This window comes from Acidobacteriota bacterium, from assembly GCA_039683095.1.
GTDB lineage: Bacteria > Acidobacteriota > Aminicenantia > Aminicenantales > Saccharicenantaceae > RBG-16-66-30.
This window is the reverse complement of sequence record JBDKSB010000004.1, coordinates 63,759-82,536: the sequence shown is the minus strand read 5'-3', so window position 1 is coordinate 82,536 and position 18,778 is coordinate 63,759. Positions and strand designations below refer to the sequence as shown.

Below are 18,778 nucleotides of genomic sequence, written 5' to 3'. Positions count from 1 at the left end.
GGCCGTGACGACCGAGTCGCTGGCCGCCGGGGAGCTGGGGGTCGCTTACAGCGGCGCCCTGGCCGGCTCGGGCGGGCGGCCGTTCTATTATTGGAGCATCGATTCGGGGGCCCTGCCCGACGGCCTGGCGATGAACAGCCGGGGAGAGATCAGCGGGGTGCCGGCCATGACCGGCGCCTTCACCTTCGTCGTCCGGCTGACGGATTCGACGTCGCCGCAGCAGGCCGCGACCCGGGAGCTGTCCATCACGATCGGGGAATACACGGGGCTCGGTCACACGATCTCGGGCCGGGTCACCTTCGGGGGCCTGCCTCTGGCCGGGGTGACGATGACCGGTCTGCCCGGGACGCCGACGACGACGAGCGCCGGCAGCTATGTCGCCGTCGTCGCCGACGGCTGGTCGGGCACGGTGACGCCGGCGCTCACGGGCCATGCCTTCACTCCGGCGACCAGGGCTTATGACAACGTGACCGCCTCGGCGGCCGGTCAGGATTTCGCGGCCTATGTCACGCGCACGATCTCGGGCGCGGTGACCTTGAACAGCGCCGGCCTGGCCGGCGTTCTCATGTCCGGACTTCCCGGCGACCCGGTGACGGGCGGCGGCGGGAGCTATTCTGCCGTGGTGCCGGACGGCTGGTCGGGCACGGTGACGCCGGCGCTTGCGGGCTATGCCTTCACCCCGGCCAACCGGGCCTATGAGGCGGTCGCGGCGGACATGACCGCTCAGGACTATGCCGCGGCGGCTGCGGCCGTCGCCAAGGAGGACTTCCTCGCCACCTGGGACGGCCAGGGCGTGTATTACAAGAACTCCGATACGGGGGGCTGGGTCAAGCTGGCCTCACCCGCCACGATGATCGCGGCCGGGGACCTGGACGGCGACGGGATCGACGACATCATCGGACTTTGGCCGGGCCAGGGCGGGATCTGGGTCAAGTACTCGCAGAGCGGCTCCTGGGCCAAGCTGTCCTCGACGGCCGTGCATATCGCGGCCGGGGACATGAACGGCGACGGCCGGGAGGACCTGCTCGGGACCTGGGACGGCCAGGGGGTCTTCTATCGGAACTCGATCGGCGGGGCCTGGGTCAAGCTGGCCTCCCCGGCGACCCTGATCACGACCGGAGACCTCGACGGCGACGGGACGGACGACCTGGCGGGCATCTGGCCGTCGCAGGGCGGCGTCTGGGTGAAATATTCGCACACCGGGGCCTGGGCGAAGCTGTCCTCGACGGCCCGCGACATCTGTGTCGGCGACGCCGACGGCGACGGCCGGGATGACCTTATCGCCACCTGGGACGGCCAGGGGGTCTTCTACCGGAATTCGATCTCGGGCGCCTGGGTGAAGATGGCCTCAGTCGCGACGCAGGTTGCCTGCGGCGACCTGGACGGGGACGGGAAGGCCGACCTGATCGGGATCTGGCCGACCCAGGGCGGCGTGTGGGTTAAGTATTCCAAGACGGGGGCCTGGGCGCTTTTGAGCTCGACGGCCGTGGATATCTCGGCCGGCAAGATGAGATCCCAAGGGACCTCTCAAGCCTCTGTGGCCTCCGAGGAGTTGACTGCACCATCCGGAGGGCAGGCCGAAGGGCCGGGTACGGCAGCGAAGGTCCTGGATCTCTCCGACAACGGTCCCGGAGGGCGGTATTTCCGGCCGGAGGGCCGCGAGAACCTGGTACCCGGCAAAGGGCCTTCGCTTGGGCATGGTCCGAAGAAGCCCGGCCCCGGGGAGAAGGGCTTCAAATGGACGTCCCAGGCGAATCTCTCGCCTGGTTCCGGCAACGATATCAATCCCCGCAAGGAGCCGAAAAAGGTTGACAAGTCGCTGAAAAACAAAGGATAATTAAGGCGGTTTTCAAGGAAGGAAGCGGAAAATTGGATCGTGTTTATTTTTGGGGGACAGGTGTGCTATCCTGTCCTCTTCCCGGCGGGGGAATCCGGGATGGGACCCTTCTATAAAATAATGAGGACGGAATGAAAAGAACAGCTGTCATTGCGGTCTTGATCCTTTTCATGGGCTTGGGGATTTCGGCCCTGGGGGCGATCCCCGCCGCCCAGCGGCAAGCCCTCATCGCGCTCTATAACGCCACGGGCGGAGATTCCTGGACCAACAATACCGGCTGGAAGACGCCGCCTCTCGACACGGACGGCTTTGCCATGCCGGGCACGGAAAACACCTGGCGCGGCGTGACCACGGGCGCGTCGAACACCACGGTCACGGCCATCAACCTGTCTTCCAACAACCTGATCGGCAGCCTGCCCGCGGCGATCGGCGACCTGACCGGCCTGACCGCCCTGAACCTCCATACGAACCAGCTCAGCGGCTCCCTGCCCTCGAGCCTTGGCAACCTGACCGGCCTGACGCTCCTCCATCTTTATCAGAACTCCTTCTCCGGCTCCCTCCCGGCCGAGCTGGGGAACCTGACGAACTTGACCGCCCTGGATGTTTACCAGAACCAGTTCACGGGGAGCATCCCCGGAAGCCTGGGGAACCTGGGCTCGCTCCAGAGCCTCCTGCTCAACGTTAACCAGTTCAGCGGGTCCCTCCCGGCCGAGCTGGGGAACCTGACGAGCCTCCTCCTGCTGAATTGCTACAACAACCAGCTGACGGGCTCCATCCCCGCCAGCTTCGGCGGCATGACCAGCCTGCGGGGCCTGCTCCTCCATAACAACAGCCTGACCGGATCGATCCCCCCCGAGATCGGGAATCTGGCCAACCTTCAGGCGCTCTATCTCAGCCACAACCAGCTGAGCGGCACGATCCCGCCGGAGCTGGGCAACCTGGCGCTCCTGGAGGAGATCGAGCTCGGCCATAACCAATTGACCGGATCGATCCCCCCCGAGATCGGGAACCTCGCCAGCCTCGTCAACCTGCATCTGGAGTTCAACCAGCTGTCCGGGGCCATCCCTCCGGAGATCGGAGGGCTGTCGAGCGTCGTCAGCATCACCATCCAGTTCAACCAGCTCGGCGGCCCCCTCCCGGCCGAGCTGGGCGATCTCTCGACGCTCCAGCAGCTTCTTCTTCATAACAACAGCATCACCGGGTCGATCCCCGCGGAGATCGGCAACATGTCGGGGCTGACCTATCTCTACCTGGGCCACAACGAGCTCACGGGCTCGATCCCGGCGACCCTGGGCAACCTGGGTTCCCTGCTCTATCTGCGGCTCGACAAGAACCATCTGAGCGGGGCCATCCCGACGGAGCTCGGCTCCCTGACGAGCCTGGTCGACATCTGGCTGTGCGAGAACATGCTGACCGGGACGATCCCGTCGTCCCTGGGCAACATGGTCAGCCTCCAGTACCTGCATCTCCACGGCAACGCCCTCGAGGGGCCCGTCCCGGCCTCGATCACGAACCTGACCGCCCTGCTGCCCGAGGGCACCGATATCGGCTACAACTCCCTCTACGCGACCGACTCCGCCGTGACGGCCTTCCTGGATTCCAAGGACGCGGACTGGGCCTCGACCCAAACGGTCCCGCCAACCGGCGTGACGGCGACGGCTCTCGACGGGGCGAACATCCTCGTCTCCTGGACGACCATCGCTTACACCGCCCACGGCGGGTACTACGCGCTCTTGTCCTCGGAGACCGCCGGCGGCCCCTACGCGGATATCGGCCACACCCTGAACAAGGGGGTGGCGTCGCTCCAGGTCGCCGGCCTGACGCCGGGCCGGACCTATTATTTCGTGGTCCGGACGCACACCGATGCGCACACCGGGAATCAAAGCGCCCTCGACAGCCACGACAGCGCCGAAGCCTGGGCCACTGCCTGGACCCAGGTCAACGTCCGTATCGCCGGCACGGTGCTCGTCGGCGGGTCGCCCCTGGCGGGCGTGCTCATGTCGGGGCTGCCGGGCAATCCGGTGACGAATTCCTCCGGGGCCTATGACGTGACCACATCGGCCGGCTGGAGCGGCACGGTGACGCCGGCCCTCGACGGCTATGCGTTCACGCCTCCCTCGCGGACATATACGACGGTCACGGAGGATCAACTCGCCCAGGATTACGCGGCCGCGGAGGTCGTGGGGGCGACGATCACGGTCACCGCGCCCAACGGCGGCGAAAGCTGGGTGGCCGGGTCGAGCCACGATATAACGTGGACATCCACGGGGCTCGCCGGCGACGTCACGATCGACCTCTATAAGGGCGGCGTCTACGCCAAGACCCTGGGGACGGCCGCGGCCTCCGCCGGGACATTCGCCTGGACGATAGCCTCGAACGAGACGGCCGGGACGGACTACCGGGTCCTCGTCTGGCAGGGCGGGACCTCGGACGAATCCGACGCTAATTTCACCCTGGCCGTCAGGAAGGACGACTTCGTGGCGACCTGGGACGCCCAGGGCGTCTATTACAGGAACTCCGACACGGCGGCCTGGGTCCGCCTGGCCTCTCCCGCGACCATGATCACGGTCGGGGATTTCGACGGCGACGGCATCGACGACCTGGCCGGCCTCTGGCCGAGCCAGGGCGGCATCTGGGTCAGGTACTCGCACAACAACGCCTGGGCCCGGCTGTCCTCGACGGCTGTCTACATCGCCGCGGGGGACATGAACGGGGACGGGCGCGTGGACCTGCTCGGCACGTGGGACGGCCAGGGCGTCTTCTACCGCAACTCCGTCACGGGCGCCTGGGTGAGGATGGCCTCGCAGGCGACCATGATCGCCTGCGGCGATCTCGACGGGGACGGCGTCGACGACCTCATCGGGCTCTGGCCGAGCCAGGGCGGCATCTGGGTCAAGTACTCGCACAACAACGCCTGGGCCCAGATCTCGTCGACGGCGCGGCACATCGCCTCCGGCGACATGAACGGCGACGGCCGGGACGACCTGCTCGGCACCTGGGACGGCCAGGGCGCCTTTTACCGGAATTCGATCACCGGCGCCTGGGTCAAGCTGGCTTCTCCGGCGACCCTGATCACGACGGGCGACATCGACGGGGATGGGACCGACGACCTCATCGGCATCTGGCCGACGCAGGGCGGCGTCTGGGCCCGGTATTCGCACAACAACGCCTGGGTCCTCCTCGGATCGACGGCGCGCGATATCTCGGCCGGGAAGATGAGGCCGGCTTACGCCGGAGCGGGCCTCGCGGCCGCGGCGGCCGCCGCCATTGACGGCGCCGAGCCGGTTTCACCGCCGGCGCTCGGCGTCGCCTCCGGGCCGGAAGGCGCGGTCGGGTTCCGGGACGAGTCGAGCCGCGGCCCCGGCGGATCGAAATTCGCGCCCATCGAGGAACGCAACCCTGATCCGTTCGAAAAGCGCGAGCCCGGAACGCTGCGGCCGGCGGGCCCCGGCGAGCCGGGATTCGTTTGCAGTGAAGCGGAGAACTCCGCCTCCGGTCCCGATCAGAAAGGGCCCGGGCAAAAGAATAGCGGCCAGGACAAGGTCCGGAAGACCGCAAAGCACTGAGAGCGCCGGCCTGCCGAGCGGCGGGAACGGCGGCGCGCCGCCGGAGAAGAGCCGCGATCGGGCTCCCTCTCGCGGCGGCAGGGGGGTGTCGCCTCGATAAGAAACGGTTGCGGCATCGTTTCCGGGCTCTTGGATGCCTTGACAGTCTGTCATGGTATCACTAGAATCAGCCCAACAGAATCACCATGATAGATTTCGAGCGCACGTTTTTCCGAAAGGTCAACCAGGTCCTGGTCGACGCCGTGGTCTTCACGACCGCCTGGATCGCAGCGTACGTCATCCGCTTCGAGGGCCTGCCCACGGGCGGCTTCATGGCCCAGATGATCACCCTGGCCCCCTTCGTCGTCCTGGCCCGGATCGCCCTGTTCCAGGTCTTCTCCATCTATTCGATCGTTTGGCGCTACGTCTCCATCCGGGATTCCCTGGCCATCTTCGGGGCCCTCGTCCCGCTCACGCCGGTCCTCCTGGGATCGAGGTTCTTCGCGCCCGCCCGCCTCGGCCTGCTCCGGGTCCCTTTGAGCGTCATCATCATCGAGCTTCTGCTGGCCACGCTCGGCACGCTGGGCGTGCGGATGGTGCGCCGGCTGACGGCCGAGGGCCGGGCGCGCAGCGACCTGAAGGAGAAGAACGGCGGTCTCCGGAAGAACGTGCTGCTTATCGGCGCCGGAGACGCGGGCAATATGGTCGTCAAGGAGCTTCAGCAGAGGGCCGACCTGGGGGTGACCGTTGTTGGTCTCGTGGATGATGATCCCGAAAAAAGAGGCCGGAACATCCAAGGCGTCCGTGTCCTGGGAGAGACGGCGGACATCCCGAAGATCGCGGCGAAGCACCGCATCGACGAAGCCCTCATCACCATCGCCAACGCCTCGTCGAAGGACGTCCGGCGGATCGTCGGGCTGTGCGAGAGCGCCGGGCTCAAGGTCAGGATCGTGCCCGGCCTCTTCGAGATGCTCGATGACAAGGTCAAGATCACCAAGGTCCGGGAGATCGATATCGAGGACCTCCTGGGCCGCAGCGTTTTTCAGTTGAAGAAGCACCTGCCGGAGGTCGCCAAGGCATATCGCGGCAAGCGCATCCTGGTGACCGGCGCGGGGGGCTCGATCGGCTCGGAGCTCTGCCGCCAGCTCGCGACCATGGGGCCTTCCGAGATCGTCCTACTGGACAAGGACGAGAACAGCATCTTCGAGATCGACAACGATCTGCAGGCGAGGGGCGTCGGCGGCGTGGTGATCGATCCCGTCATAGCCAACATCAAGAACGGCGACCGGCTCAATGTGCTCTTCGAGAGATACCGGCCGGAGGTCGTCTTCCACGCCGCGGCCCACAAGCATGTCCCCCTGATGGAGATCAACGTCGCCGAGGCGATCCTGAACAATGTCCTGGGGACGATCAACATCGTCGAGACGGCGGCGGCTGCCGGGGTCGAGAGGTTCATCTTCATCTCGACCGACAAGGCCGTCAACCCGTCGAGCGTCATGGGGGCGACGAAGAAGATCGGGGAGGTCGTCGTCCAGAACGCGGCCAAGTCGAACGGGACCAAGTTCGCCTGTGTCCGGTTCGGGAACGTCCTGGGCAGCCGGGGCTCGGTCGTGCCGCTGTTCCGGAAGCAGATCGCCCGGGGCGGGCCGGTGACGGTCACGCATCCGGAAATGCGGCGCTACTTCATGTCCATCCCCGAGGCCGTCCACCTGATCATCCAGGCCGGGACGCTGGGGGAGAAGGGCGAGATCTTTGTCCTCGACATGGGCCAGCCCATCAAGATCGTCGACCTGGTCAAGACGCTCATCCGGCTGTCGGGGCACCGGGAGGACGACATAGAGATCGAGTTCACCGGCGCGAGGCCGGGCGAGAAGCTCTACGAGGAGATCCTGATCGACGAGGAGCGGACTAAGTCGACGAAGTTCGAAAGGATCTTCATCGCTCCGCCGGTCGAAACGCTCAACGGGAACGCCCTGAAGAGCGCCGGCGCCCTCATCGACGCGGCCACGAGGGGGGACGTCGACGGGATCCTCCGCGGCCTCGCGGAGATGGGCATCGGGTACCGGAGAGCGGCGCTATGAGAAGGCCGCGCCAGGCCGCTGCCCCGGCGGCCTTGGCGGCCGCCGTTCTTTTCGCCGTCCTTCTCGCGCCCTGCCTGTCCCGGGGCGAGACCTGGCGGGGACTGGAGCTCCGGAAGAAGATCGACGAGGCGCCCTGGCATTTCGGGCCGTTCAAGATCCAGCCCCGGCTGGTCATCGCCAACGCCGGCGTGGACTCGAACATCTTTTACGCGGCCTCCGACCCGGTCAAGGATTACACGATCACGGCCGGGCCGGCGGCCACGATCTATCTTCCTGCTCCCCGGAAATTCATCCTTTCGGCTTACGGGTCGCCGCAATACGTCTGGTACTCGAAGACGGCGCGCGAGCGGACCTGGAACTATTATGCGAGGGGCGCGGCCCAGCTGAGCCTGAAGAGCGTCTTCTTCTCGCTCGAGGGCGTCTATTCGGACGCCCGGGAGCGCTGGAACACCGAGATCGACATCCGGCCGCGGCGGACGGAGAAGGGCTACGGCGGGTCGATGCTGGTCAACCTGGCCCACAGGACCTCGTTCTCGCTGGCCGGGCGGACGGTCCGGTACGATTACGCCAGCGTCGAGTACGAGGGCGGGTTCAACGTCCGGGAGCGGCTGAACCGGCGCGAGGATTACGCCAACCTGTCGTTCTATTACCAGGCCGGATCGCGGAAGCGGTTCTTCGTCGACCTCGAATACGGCCAGTACGGGTTCGAATTCCCCTCGACGGCGCTCCTGCGGGATTCGCGGAGCGGCGCCGGCTACGCCGGTCTCGAGTTCACGCCCTTCGGGCGCCGGGTCCGCGGCCGCATCCGGATCGGCTACAAGAAGTTCGATATCCGCAACTCCGGGGGGCGGGACTTCCGGGGGCTGGTCGGCGACTCGCAGCTCTCGGTGCGCCTGGCCCGGCCGCTGGCGATCCGGGCGTCGTACGCGCGGGACGTCCGCTTCTCCCTCTGGTACGACAACCCCTATTACGTCGAGAGCCGGCCGGGGACCGGGGCCTCGATCTACGTCTTCCGCTTCCTGCGCTTCGATTACGATTATTCCTTCGGCCGCAACGACTACCCGCTGGACCAGGAGATCGAGCCGGGCTTCGAGGCCAAGCGGCGGGACGATTACCGGGTCCACTCGGCCGGCGTCTACGTCCGGATCGTCAAGAGCGCCGCGCTCGGGTTCGTCGCCAGCTGGTGGACGCGCGACTCGAATATCGCCGCCGAGGATGACAAGCGGACGTTCTTTGGGGTAAACTTAGCCTACGATTTCTAGCCTTGGATAGACGGGATCCGGGAGTCCGGGGGCGGGATCGCGAGAAAGTTGCCGATCCGGGAGGGTCGGCGCGCGTCCCCCTCCTGCTCGCGTCCCCGGGATGGGAGAGGATGCAGATGAAGAGTGCCGCGATCGTCCTGGCCGTCGCGCTCGCCGCGGCGCCCGGATGGACCCAAGTTCCGCCCCGGCCGCAGCAGGCGCAGGCCCAACCCTCAGCCCAGGCCCAGGCGGCCTTGCAGGACGCGAAAGACACCCTGGCCCGGGCCTACCGCATCGGGCCGGGCGACCTGCTCGAGGTCAAGGTCTTCGAGGTCGACCAGCTCAGCCAGACCGTCCGCGTCTCGGAGGACGGCTCGCTGACCCTGCCGCTCCTCGGCCGCGTCGTCGTCGAGGGTTTGACCCAGGAAGGGGTCGTCCAGAAGCTGACCGGCCTGCTCAGCGCCAAGTACGTCAAGAACCCGCAGGTGACGATCTTCATAAAGGAATACAAGAACCAGCAGGTGGCCGTGATCGGGGCGGTGGTCAAGGCCGGCAGCTACGAGCTTGTCGGCCGCAAGAACCTCCTCCAGATGATCTCCATGGCCGGCGGGTTCAGCGAGTCGGCCGGCAACGGGGTCCTCATCCTGCGGGAGGGCCCGGACGGCCAGACGAAGACCATCGCCATCGACCTCAAGGACCTGCTGGTCAACGGCAACCAGGCCCTCAACCTGCCCATCGAGCCGAACGACGTCATCAACGTGCCGGTCGACCGGGAGATGAAGGTCTTCGTCATGGGCCGGGTGACCAGGCCCGGGGCGGTCACGGCCAAGCTGTCCGAGGGCGTCACGCTCCTCCAGGCCATCGCCGACGCGGGCGGGCTGGCCGAGGGGGCGAAGAAGGGATCCGTCACCATCACCCGGACAGACAGCGCCGGCAAGGAGCAGAAGATCAAGGTCAACTTGGCCGATATCCTCAGGGGCCGGAAGAAGGACGTCAGGCTCCAGGAAGGGGATGTCGTGTTCGTGCCGGAGAGCTTTTGGTAGGAAGAAGCCTGACATGAAGAATGGGAATGAGATCCAGCTGGCCGACTACGAGGTCTCGGAGCCGCAGGAGATCAACCTCCGCGACTACTGGGACCGCCTCATGCGGCGCAAGGGGACCGTCCTCGCGGTCACCCTGGCCGTGTTCATCCTGGGCGCCTTCTGGACGTTCATCCAGAAGCCCGTTTACACGGCCAAGTCCCAGCTCCTTGTCGAGAAGGAACCGAACATCCTCTCGTTCGAGCAGGTGCTCCAGATCGAGTCGATGCGCGACGATTTCTACCAGACGCAGTACCGGCTCCTGAGCGGGCGGGGGCTGGCCGACACGGTCATCGAGCGGCTCAAGCTCTACCAGGACCCCGAGTTCATCGGCAAGCCCGAGACCCGGAAGAAGCCCGCCGACCCGTCCGATCATGTCTTCCGCGAGGGGCTCATCGACACCTTCCTGTCGCGCCTGACGGTCAAGCCGGTGCGGCTGACGCGGCTCGTCGACGTCTCGTTCGAGGCCCGCGACCCCAAGCTGGCGGCCGACTGCGTCAACGAGCTGGCCGCGGCCTTCATCGATCTCAACATCAACATGAAGTACGCCGCGACCGAGCAGGCGACGACCTTCCTGACCGAGCAGATCAAGGGGCTCCAGGGCGAGATCGAGCGGAAGTCGAAGGAGCTCCAGGGCTACGAGGCCCAGGCCAACATCGTCGCCCTCAGCGACAGCGAGACGACCGTCATCGACCGGCTGAGCCAGCTCAACAAGGCCCTGACCGAGGCCCAGATCGAGCGGTCGCAGAAGGAGGCCACCTGGAACGGGCTGAAGAACGTAAGCCCGGACTACGTGCCCGAGGCCTTCACCAATCCCCTCATCCAGAAGCTGCGCGAGGACTACGTCCGGCTCAAGCGCGAGACCCAGAAGATGGAGGAGCGCTTCCAGCCGGATTACCCCGAGCTGCAGCGGATGAAGGTCGAGACCGAGGCGTCCCGCAAATCGCTCGAGGGCGAGACCCAGAACCTGGTCAAGGGCGCCTACTCGGAATACCAGACGGCCCTCAGCCGGGAGCGGTCGCTCGAGTCGGAATTCAACGAGCAGAAGGGCGAGGCCTTCAAAATGAACTCGAGCGCCGTCCTCTACAACGGCCTCAAGGTCGAGATCCAGAACAAGAAGACGCTCCTCGACTCGCTGCTGCGGCGGGAGAGCGAGACCGGCGTCGAGGCCCGGCTCAAGGGCCTGAGGACGTCGAACATCCGGGTCGTGGACCGGGCCCGGGTGCCGGTGCGGCCGTCGAGCCCGAACAAGAAGCGCAACCTCGTCCTGGCCCTCCTCCTGGGGCTGGCCGGGGGCGTGGGGCTGGCTTTCCTGTTCGATGTCCTGGACAACAGCGTCAAGACGAGCGAGGATGTCGAGCGCTACGCCGGGCTGCCGACCCTCGGCGTCGTCCCCAAGTTCAGCCTCGAAGGCACGAACAAGGCCTACAATTACGGGCGCAGGCTGAAGAGCGGCAAGGAGCCGGCCAAGCTGGCCGCCGCGGCGGGCGCGGCGGGGGAGGGGGCCGGGGAAGCGCCGGCGGCCCCGTTCGTGGCCGAGGTCGAGAAGGCCCAGCACCCCGGCGCGATCGAGCTCGTGCCGCAGTACTTCCCCCACTCGAGGCTGGCCGAGAGCTACCGCTCGATCCGGACGGCGCTCCTGCTCTCGTCGGCCGATCACCCGGTCAAGACGGTGGCCGTCACGAGCGCCCTGCCCGGGGAGGGCAAGACGGTCACCGCGTCCAATCTGGCCGTCACCCTGGCCCAGTCGGGCAAGACGGTGGTCATCGTCGACGCCGACCTGCGGCGGCCGCGGCAGCACCGGGTCTTCCGGGTCAAGAACACGTTCGGGCTGACGACCTACCTGACGGACTCCGTGGCGATCAAGGACGTGATCAAGTCGACCGAGATCCCGAACCTGTTCCTGGTCAACGCCGGGCCGATCCCGCCCAACCCGGCCGAGCTGCTGGGCTCCGAGAAGATGACCCGGTTCATCCGGATGATGGCCGAGGAGTGCGACTATCTGCTCTTCGACCTGCCGCCCATGCTCGAGATCAGCGACGCGCTGGTGCTCGGGGCCAAGGTCGACGGCATGGTCCTCGTGGTGCAAGGCGACAAGACCTCGCGGGAGGCGCTGAGGAAGGCCCGGGAGAAGCTCGACCTGCTCAAGGTCCGGACGCTCGGCGTCGTCATCAACAACGTCAACATGCCGCACCGCGGGTATTATTATTACAAGGATTATTACGGCGGGTATCATAAGTCCTGAGACCCGGCGCGCGCCGGAGCGAACAAGATAAGATGATCGATCTGCACACCCACATCCTCTGGGATTGGGACGACGGGCCCGACGACCGGGCCCAGGCGAGGACCATGTGCCGCCTGGCCGAGAAGGACGGGACGACGGCCATCTGCCTGACCCCTCACATCTTCCGCATGACCCGGCACCAGGACGACCTGGGCGTGCTGCGGCAGCGGATGGTCGAGTTCGGCGAGGAGGTCCGGGAGTCCGGGATCGGCCTCGAGGTCCATTGGGGGGCCGAGGTCTTCGTTCACGCCGAGGTCGTCCGGGCCGTCGAGAAGTACCGGTTCACCGTCGACGGGACGAGCTACGTCTTCCTCGAGTTCGCCTCCGAGGGCGTGCCGGCCGGCGCCGGCAACATGCTGGCCCAGCTGATGAGCAGGGGGTTCGTGCCCATCATCAGCCACCCGGAGCGGAACCGGGGTTTCGCCGCCCGGCCGGAGCTGCTCTTCGAGTTCGTGTCCATGGGCTGCGCCGCCCAGGTGACGGCGGCCAGCCTGACCGGGGACCTGGGGAAAGAGGTCCGGCAGACAGCCGGCCTGTTCATGATCAACAACCTTGTCCACATCATCGCCAGCGACGCCCACCGGGCCATCGGGCGGCCGCCGGGATTGAGCCGGGCCGTCGAGGCGGCGGCGAAGATCGTCGGCGAGGGCAAGGCCAAGGCCATGGTGACCGAGATCCCGCGGGCCGTGCTCGACAACAAGGCCCTGCCGGACTGGGGCGAGCCCGAGAACCCCCTCCGGCGCAAGGCCTGGACGCGGCGGCTGCTGGGGATGCCGCGCCGTCCGCCGCGGATGACGGCGGAGGGCGGAGGGGACGAAGTCCTGAAGATCAAATAATTCCCTTCTTGACCGACTAACAATATAGTATAATGCGCCCAAGGAGTGAGGGGATGATCAAATCACGCGCGTTCCGGTCCAGGGCCTTGGCGGGAGCGACGATCGCCGCCTTCGTTATCCTGACGCTGCCGCTTCCGGGCCTGGCCCGGGGGCCGCTGGGCCAGGAACAGGCGAAGCCCATGGCGCGCCAGGGGACCCTCCTGGGAACGGTCTATTCCGAGGGCATGAGGGCCCGGGTGGCCAACGCCGTCGTCAAGATCAGGAATCTCAACACCCAGAAGGAATTCACGAGCCCGCCGACCGACGCCAAGGGCAACTACAAGATCCTGATGATCGAGGAAGGCTGGTACACGCTTGGCGTCACGACGCCGGCCGGGGACTTCAACCTCAACTACGGCGTCTACATCAAGGCCGGCGAGACGGCCAAGCTGTCCGTCGAGCTCCAGCCGGGCGGGATGCTGGAGGGCCGGGGCGGCAGCCTGGCCGGGAAGAAGAGCTTCTTCGCGACGCCCGGGGGCGTGCTGCTGATCGTGGCCGCGGCGGGCGGGGCCGGGTTCGGCATCTACGAGCTGACCAAGAAGGAAGAAGAGGTCTCGCCGATCCGCTGAGCCCCGTCGAGCCCGCGTCCGATAATTTTCCTTGACATAACCCGCTGATATGAATAATCATAAAGAAAGCCCCGGAAGGGAGGAGCGCGCATGAAGAAATGCCTTGTTGCTTTTGTGATCGGAGCCTTCGTCCTGCTGATTGTTCCGCTGCCGCAGTTCGCGGCCCCGAGGGGGAATGGAGCGCTGGTCGGCCATATCTACAACGAAGATATGAGGACCCCGGTCCGCAACGCCGTCGTCAGGCTGCGGAACCTGAGCACCCAGAAGGAATATGAGAGCGAACCGAGCGACCCCGACGGGATGTACAAGATCCCGGCGATCGAGGAAGGGCGCTACGTGATGGGCGTCCAGGGGCCGAGCGGCTCCTACAATTTCCATTACAGCATCATGATCAAGGCGGACTCGCTGGCCAAGCTCTCGGTGGCCATGAAGCCGGGCAATTCCCCGGTCATGCTGCAGCAGGGCAGCACCTGGAAGAAGAAGGCGACCATCGTCGATTTCTTCAAGTCGCCGGCGGGCATCCTGACCGTCGTGGCCGCGGTGGAAATCGCGCTGTTCGCCGTCGCGCTGGCCGAGGAAGAAGCCTCTCCGATCATCGACTGATTTGCCTTGGCTAACGTAAACATCGGCAAAAAAAAGAAATAGCTGGAATACCGTTCCCTGCCTTCAGTTTGAAGGACCTCTTTTTCCGGCGAAAAAGAGCTTGTATGTCTTTCCAGAGTTTCAAGACAGAGACCAGCCGTATTTGCGTTTTTCCACCTGAAAAGCCACGATAGCGAGTTTTGAAACGACCCCGCATGCAGTGCAAAATGAATATTATCTTTTATTAGTGTTAGCCAAGCCGGAGTAGAAGCACTCTCGGCTATTCTTCCAGGCCGTCTTTCGCTGGATCCCCCCCTCCGTCCTCTTTCCCTTCCTTTTTCCCATTATCTTTGAAGAGAAAGAAGCGACTTGGTTTTCGCAAAACGGCAGGCTTGCCGCTTTGCGAAGACCAGGTTCCTTCCTGCAAAGCCCCATTCTGCGGCGGACGGAAGGCTGCGGAGATGAGGGAGCGATAATCATTGCCGGTCCGGAGGAGCCCGCCGGGCTGAGAGGGAAGTTTCATTGATCCCTTCTTATCTATCCTTTCCCTTGACCCTCCTCCCTCATATCCAATAATATATCCGCACGGAACAATCGTGATCGATCGAATCGTCTTCGGAGGTCTCTGCGCCGTCCTTGTCTTCGTCCCTCTGCCAATCGGGTCGGTCGAGGAATGGTCGGTGTTCGTCTTCGAGGCGGCGACCATATCCCTGTTCCTGCTCTACGTCGGGAGCCGCCTTTTCGGCCGCCGCCGATCGGTCCGTTCCGGGCTGGCCGAGTGGCAGGAGGAGCGGATCCTCGGTCCAGGCCTGTCCAGCCGGTATGGATCGGGCGGTCGCGCCAACGGCGACAGGCGACTGGACGGCCGTCTGCCCGGCTTCGTCAAGGTGCTGATCGGCGTTTTCCTGGGTTTTTCGGCCCTTCAGATCGCTCCTATCCCGGCGGCCCTGGTCAAGGTCCTGTCGCCCCGGGCCTACGGCATCCACGCCGGCCTGGTGCGCGACGCCATCACGGCGCCCTCGTCGTGGCTGAGGCTCTCGCTCAACCCGGCGGCGAGCGTCTACGAGCTGGTCCTGATCGTCTGCTACGGCCTCTTCGGCTACCTGGTCCTGCGCACGGTCCGGAGCCGCGGCCGGGCCGAGATCATGGTCATCGTCATACTGGCCTCCGCCCTGTTTCAGGCTTTCTATGGCCTGGCCGAGACCCTCAGCGGCCACGAGATGATCTTCGGCCGGCCCAAGCATTACGGCCTGGGCGCGGTCACGGGCACGTTCGTCAACCGCAACCACTTCGCCGGATTCATGGAGATGGCCTTTCCCCTGAGCCTCGGCTATCTCCTGGTCAAGGCCCGCTATTTCGCCATGGAGAAGGGCCTGTCGCTGCGGCGGCGGATCCTCTGGTTCAGCCAGGAGAGCCTGCAGTGGACGCTCTTGTTGGGGCTGGCGCCCGTCTTCATCGGAGTCGGGCTCATCTTCTCAAAATCGCGGTCGGGCATCATGGTCCTGGCCGTCACCGCGGTGCTGGCCGCTGCGGCGGTCGCCTCGTGGCGCGAGTTCTCGGAGGAGGACGGGGAAGGTGGAGGAGAAGGGGGCGCAGAGTCGGGCGGGCCGGGAAACGGACATATCGGCCGGCATGGCGGGCGGGCCGGGCATGACGGGCCTGATGACCGTCGCCGCTTCGGCCGGATCGTCAGGCTCGTCCTCGTCCTGATCATGGCCGCGGCTGTCTGGATAGGGATCGGTCCGGTCATCAGGCGGTTCTCGGAGGTCGACATCTCGGCGGAGGCCCGCCGGACGTTCTATAGGAACACGCTCGAGATGATAGGCGATTACCCATGGACGGGGACGGGCAAGGGCACCTACGTCAACGCTTACGCCATGTACGAGAAGGTCGACGACAGGCTGCGGCTGTCGTTCGCCCACAACGATTACCTGGAGACCGCGGCCGAGAACGGGATCGTCGGGGGCGTGGCGCTCGCCGTCGCCGGGATCGGGCTCGTCATCTGGCTCGCCGGGATGTGGAGGCGGCGCCGGAGCTCGTTCGCCAAGGGCCTGGGGCTCGGGGCCATCCTCGGGGTCGCGGCCCTGCTCGTCCACGGCTTCACGGATTTCAACCTTCAGATCACGGCCAACGCGGTCTATTTCACGACCCTGGCCATGCTCGGCGTCGCCGTGCTGGCCAGGAACGGGGATGGGAACGGGGACATGTCGCGAGCGGAAGAAAAAGAGAAGTCCCGGGGGCAGGGGCAGGGGCAGGGGCAGGCGGCCTTCGGCTCCCGGCGGCGGCCGTCAAACCACGGCCATTGTCTCCGCCTCGTTCTCGCCGGCGGCCTGGCGGTCGCGGTCTTCATCCCGGCCGTCCGCGATTTCGCGGGCTTCCGGGACCTTGCCGCGTACCGGCGGGAAAGGGCCCGGGCCCGAAGCGTCGAGAGCGCGTTCCCGTCACTCGAGGCGCGCCTGGCCGAAGCCGCGTCCGTCTCGCCCCTGGCGGTCTTCCAGGTCGAATCGGCCCGGCTTGAGCTGGAGATGGCCCGGGTCGCGAACGATTCCGGCCGTGACGAAGACCGCGACACGTACTGCGACCGGGCCGTCGCCCGGTACGGCCAGGCCATCGCCGCGAACCCGATCGATGCCGGCGCGCATTACGAGATGGGCACGGTCTATCTCCTCTACAATTTCCCTCTCATGACCTACCAGGACCGGGCCCGGGCCTATTTCAGGCAGGCGCTGCTGTTCAAGCCGGCCGACGAGACGATAAACCTCAACGTCCAGTTCCTCTATTTCACCTGGTGGCCGACGCTCGAGGAGGGTGAGAAGGCCTACGCGGCCGGGCTGTACCGGGCGATGGTCGCCCGCGACCCCACTTTCCGGGCCAAGCTCGAGGGCCGCTGGATCCGTAGCTACGGCTCGCCGGACGTCCTCCGGGCTGCCTTGGCTAACGCAACTAGCATAAAATAAACAAATAAGCGCCAATTTGGTCCCATCGTAAAACTAATCAGCCCGTCTTTTTCCCGGCAAAAAACGCTTTTCTCACGCGAGGTGTCTAGTTCGTTCTCTTGCCTCTTTTCAGTAACTCCGCTGGCGGCTATTAGCTGCTTGGGCGATGTGCCTTGGCTAACGCAACCGACAGATAACGAATCAATAAGCCGCTTTCTGAAACGCTTCTTAAGGGCTTAATCGCGATTTTTGGCCGTAAAAAGCCGCTTCCAGGATTATCCCCCGAATCCTGAGTATGCGGTTTTGGCTATTTGCCGGCGAAAAAGTGAATTTAAGGCCCTTTTGGAGCCCTTAATCTTAGATTATTATAATATTATCTGCTATTTGCCTTAGCCAAGGCTACGATAATCGATCCGCGAGGGGTCGTCCGTCCCCAACCCCCGTTTCGCGCAGGCGGCGATGTGCGTCGCCTGGGCCCGGATAGATCCGAGCCCCTGGGCCGCCCGCTTCTCCTCGAGGATGTCGAGCCCGATCCGGTCCATGGCCACCGGGTCGCGGCTGAAAAAGATGCGGTTGTCGCGGGCGATCTGGGCCCCGGCCACGCTGACGGTCGAGATCTTGGCCGCCTCGCCGATGTGGAGGACGGTCTTGTCGCGGAGGCAGGGCTGGGCCAGGATCTCGGGGATCGACTTCTCGCAGAAGTCGATGTGGAACCGGACTTTGTTCGTCGTCACACCCAGGGCGATGTTCTTCGCGGCCCAGGTGACGCCGCTGTCCTCGTTGTGCTTGAGGACAGCGATGTTGACTAGCTTGGTGATGTCCTTGGTTACGATGTCGGCGAAATGGGACTTCTCCTCGTCCTCGATGACGACGCCGTCGAACTCGCCGGCGACCTCGTCGGCGACGCGCCGGATGGCCTCGCGGTCGTTAGCGTCGGTATAGAGGCGGCGGATCTCCTTGTCGTATTTCGCCGCCTTGGCGTTGCCCTGCTGGATGAGCGTCCAGAGCCAGGTGACCGAGTTGAAGATCTCGCGCTGCGTCGCGTCCCTGGTGAAGCCGCGGGCGGCCAGCTCCCGGAACTTCCTGAGCGTTCCGTCCTCGAACGAGACGAAGACATTCCGGTCATAGCCCGGCACCCAGGGGACGACGCCCTCCCACTCGGACGAGCAGCCCTGGACCCGGACGCCGGTCGCGCTCCGGTTGAGGGCCAGGCCGGTCCGCCGGAAGTCGCGGTCGCCTCGGTCCCAGACAACGATGGCGTTCTCGCGGACGCCGGCGCTCTTGAGGCCAGCGATAGTCTCGTTGATCGAGGCGATCGACGACGAGATCCGCGGCGCGCCGATGCAGTTGATCTTGATGCCGACGACATCGGAGGGGGAGACGAGCGAGGACCAGGCCCCGGCGAGCGTCTTCTCTCCGGTCAGCTCCTTCAGCCCCGATTCGAAAGCCCGGTGGACGGCCGCCGGATTGTAGTCGAGGTCGATGAGCATGTCGTCGGCGGCCACGGCCACGACCCGGCTGTGGGCGGGAGAAGCGGCGGCTGCGGTCGGGGATGAGGGTGGGGCGGCTGCGGCAGCCGCGGTAGCTGCCAGTCCGACCGCCCGTGATCCTATGCCCGCGCTGCGGCAGGCGAAAGCGCCGCCGAATAGAACCGTTCCGCCGCCCAGCAGTGCCGAATCCCTGACGAACGTCCGTCTTTTCATGTGCCTTGGCTAACGCAACTTAAACAAATGAAAAGAAATAGCGCTT

Annotated in this window: 12 protein-coding genes; 10 read left to right on the top strand and 2 right to left on the bottom strand. The window is 65.5% G+C overall.

Translation table 11 applies throughout. The features are described 5' to 3' along the window. From ABFD52_04620 to ABFD52_04580, 9 genes are all read left to right on the top strand, one after another. Nucleotides 1–1,837: FG-GAP-like repeat-containing protein (locus ABFD52_04620; protein ID MEN6560041.1), on the top strand; the 1,837-nt coding region annotated here is incomplete at its 5' end. 131 nt (nt 1,838–1,968) lie between these two features. Further along, a complete protein-coding gene (locus ABFD52_04615; GenBank protein ID MEN6560040.1) occupies nt 1,969–5,403 on the top strand; it encodes a Ser-Thr-rich GPI-anchored membrane family protein in 3,435 nt (1,144 codons plus the stop codon). Between the two features lie 185 nt (nt 5,404–5,588). Further along, nucleotides 5,589–7,463 carry a nucleoside-diphosphate sugar epimerase/dehydratase gene (locus tag ABFD52_04610; protein MEN6560039.1) on the top strand — a complete coding sequence of 625 codons (1,875 nt, stop codon included), beginning with the start codon at nt 5,589–5,591 and terminating at the stop codon, nt 7,461–7,463. Further along, nucleotides 7,460–8,725: an outer membrane beta-barrel protein gene (locus ABFD52_04605; GenBank protein ID MEN6560038.1), complete on the top strand. Its 1,266-nt coding sequence runs from the start codon at nt 7,460–7,462 to the stop codon at nt 8,723–8,725. Before ABFD52_04610 ends, ABFD52_04605 begins: the two co-directional genes overlap by 4 nt. A gap of 110 nt (nt 8,726–8,835) precedes the next feature. Further along, nucleotides 8,836–9,747, top strand: a complete 912-nt coding sequence (locus tag ABFD52_04600) for a polysaccharide biosynthesis/export family protein (GenBank protein ID MEN6560037.1) — start codon at nt 8,836–8,838, stop codon at nt 9,745–9,747. A 13-nt stretch (nt 9,748–9,760) separates the two neighbouring features. Next, on the top strand, nt 9,761–12,028 hold the full coding sequence (locus ABFD52_04595; protein MEN6560036.1) for a polysaccharide biosynthesis tyrosine autokinase: 2,268 nt from the start codon (nt 9,761–9,763) through the stop codon (nt 12,026–12,028). 32 nt (nt 12,029–12,060) lie between these two features. Next, a complete protein-coding gene (locus ABFD52_04590) occupies nt 12,061–12,903 on the top strand; it encodes a CpsB/CapC family capsule biosynthesis tyrosine phosphatase (GenBank protein MEN6560035.1) in 843 nt (280 codons plus the stop codon). A gap of 53 nt (nt 12,904–12,956) precedes the next feature. Continuing rightward, a complete protein-coding gene (locus ABFD52_04585) occupies nt 12,957–13,511 on the top strand; it encodes a hypothetical protein (GenBank protein MEN6560034.1) in 555 nt (184 codons plus the stop codon). A gap of 90 nt (nt 13,512–13,601) precedes the next feature. Beyond that, on the top strand, nt 13,602–14,114 hold the full coding sequence (locus tag ABFD52_04580) for a hypothetical protein (protein MEN6560033.1): 513 nt from the start codon (nt 13,602–13,604) through the stop codon (nt 14,112–14,114). 259 nt (nt 14,115–14,373) lie between these two features. Here ABFD52_04580 and ABFD52_04575 read toward each other — a convergent pair whose 3' ends face one another. After that, complete coding sequence (locus ABFD52_04575) at nt 14,374–14,616, bottom strand: hypothetical protein (GenBank protein ID MEN6560032.1); 243 nt, start codon at nt 14,614–14,616, stop codon at nt 14,374–14,376. Nucleotides 14,617–14,689: 73 nt separating this feature from the next. Here ABFD52_04575 and ABFD52_04570 point away from each other — a divergent pair, with 73 nt between their 5' ends. After that, entirely contained in the window at nt 14,690–17,050 is a 2,361-nt protein-coding gene (locus ABFD52_04570) for an O-antigen ligase family protein (protein MEN6560031.1), read from the top strand. A 368-nt stretch (nt 17,051–17,418) separates the two neighbouring features. Here ABFD52_04570 and ABFD52_04565 read toward each other — a convergent pair whose 3' ends face one another. Further along, a complete protein-coding gene (locus ABFD52_04565) occupies nt 17,419–18,534 on the bottom strand; it encodes a DUF362 domain-containing protein (GenBank protein ID MEN6560030.1) in 1,116 nt (371 codons plus the stop codon). Nucleotides 18,535–18,778 lie beyond the last annotated feature (244 nt).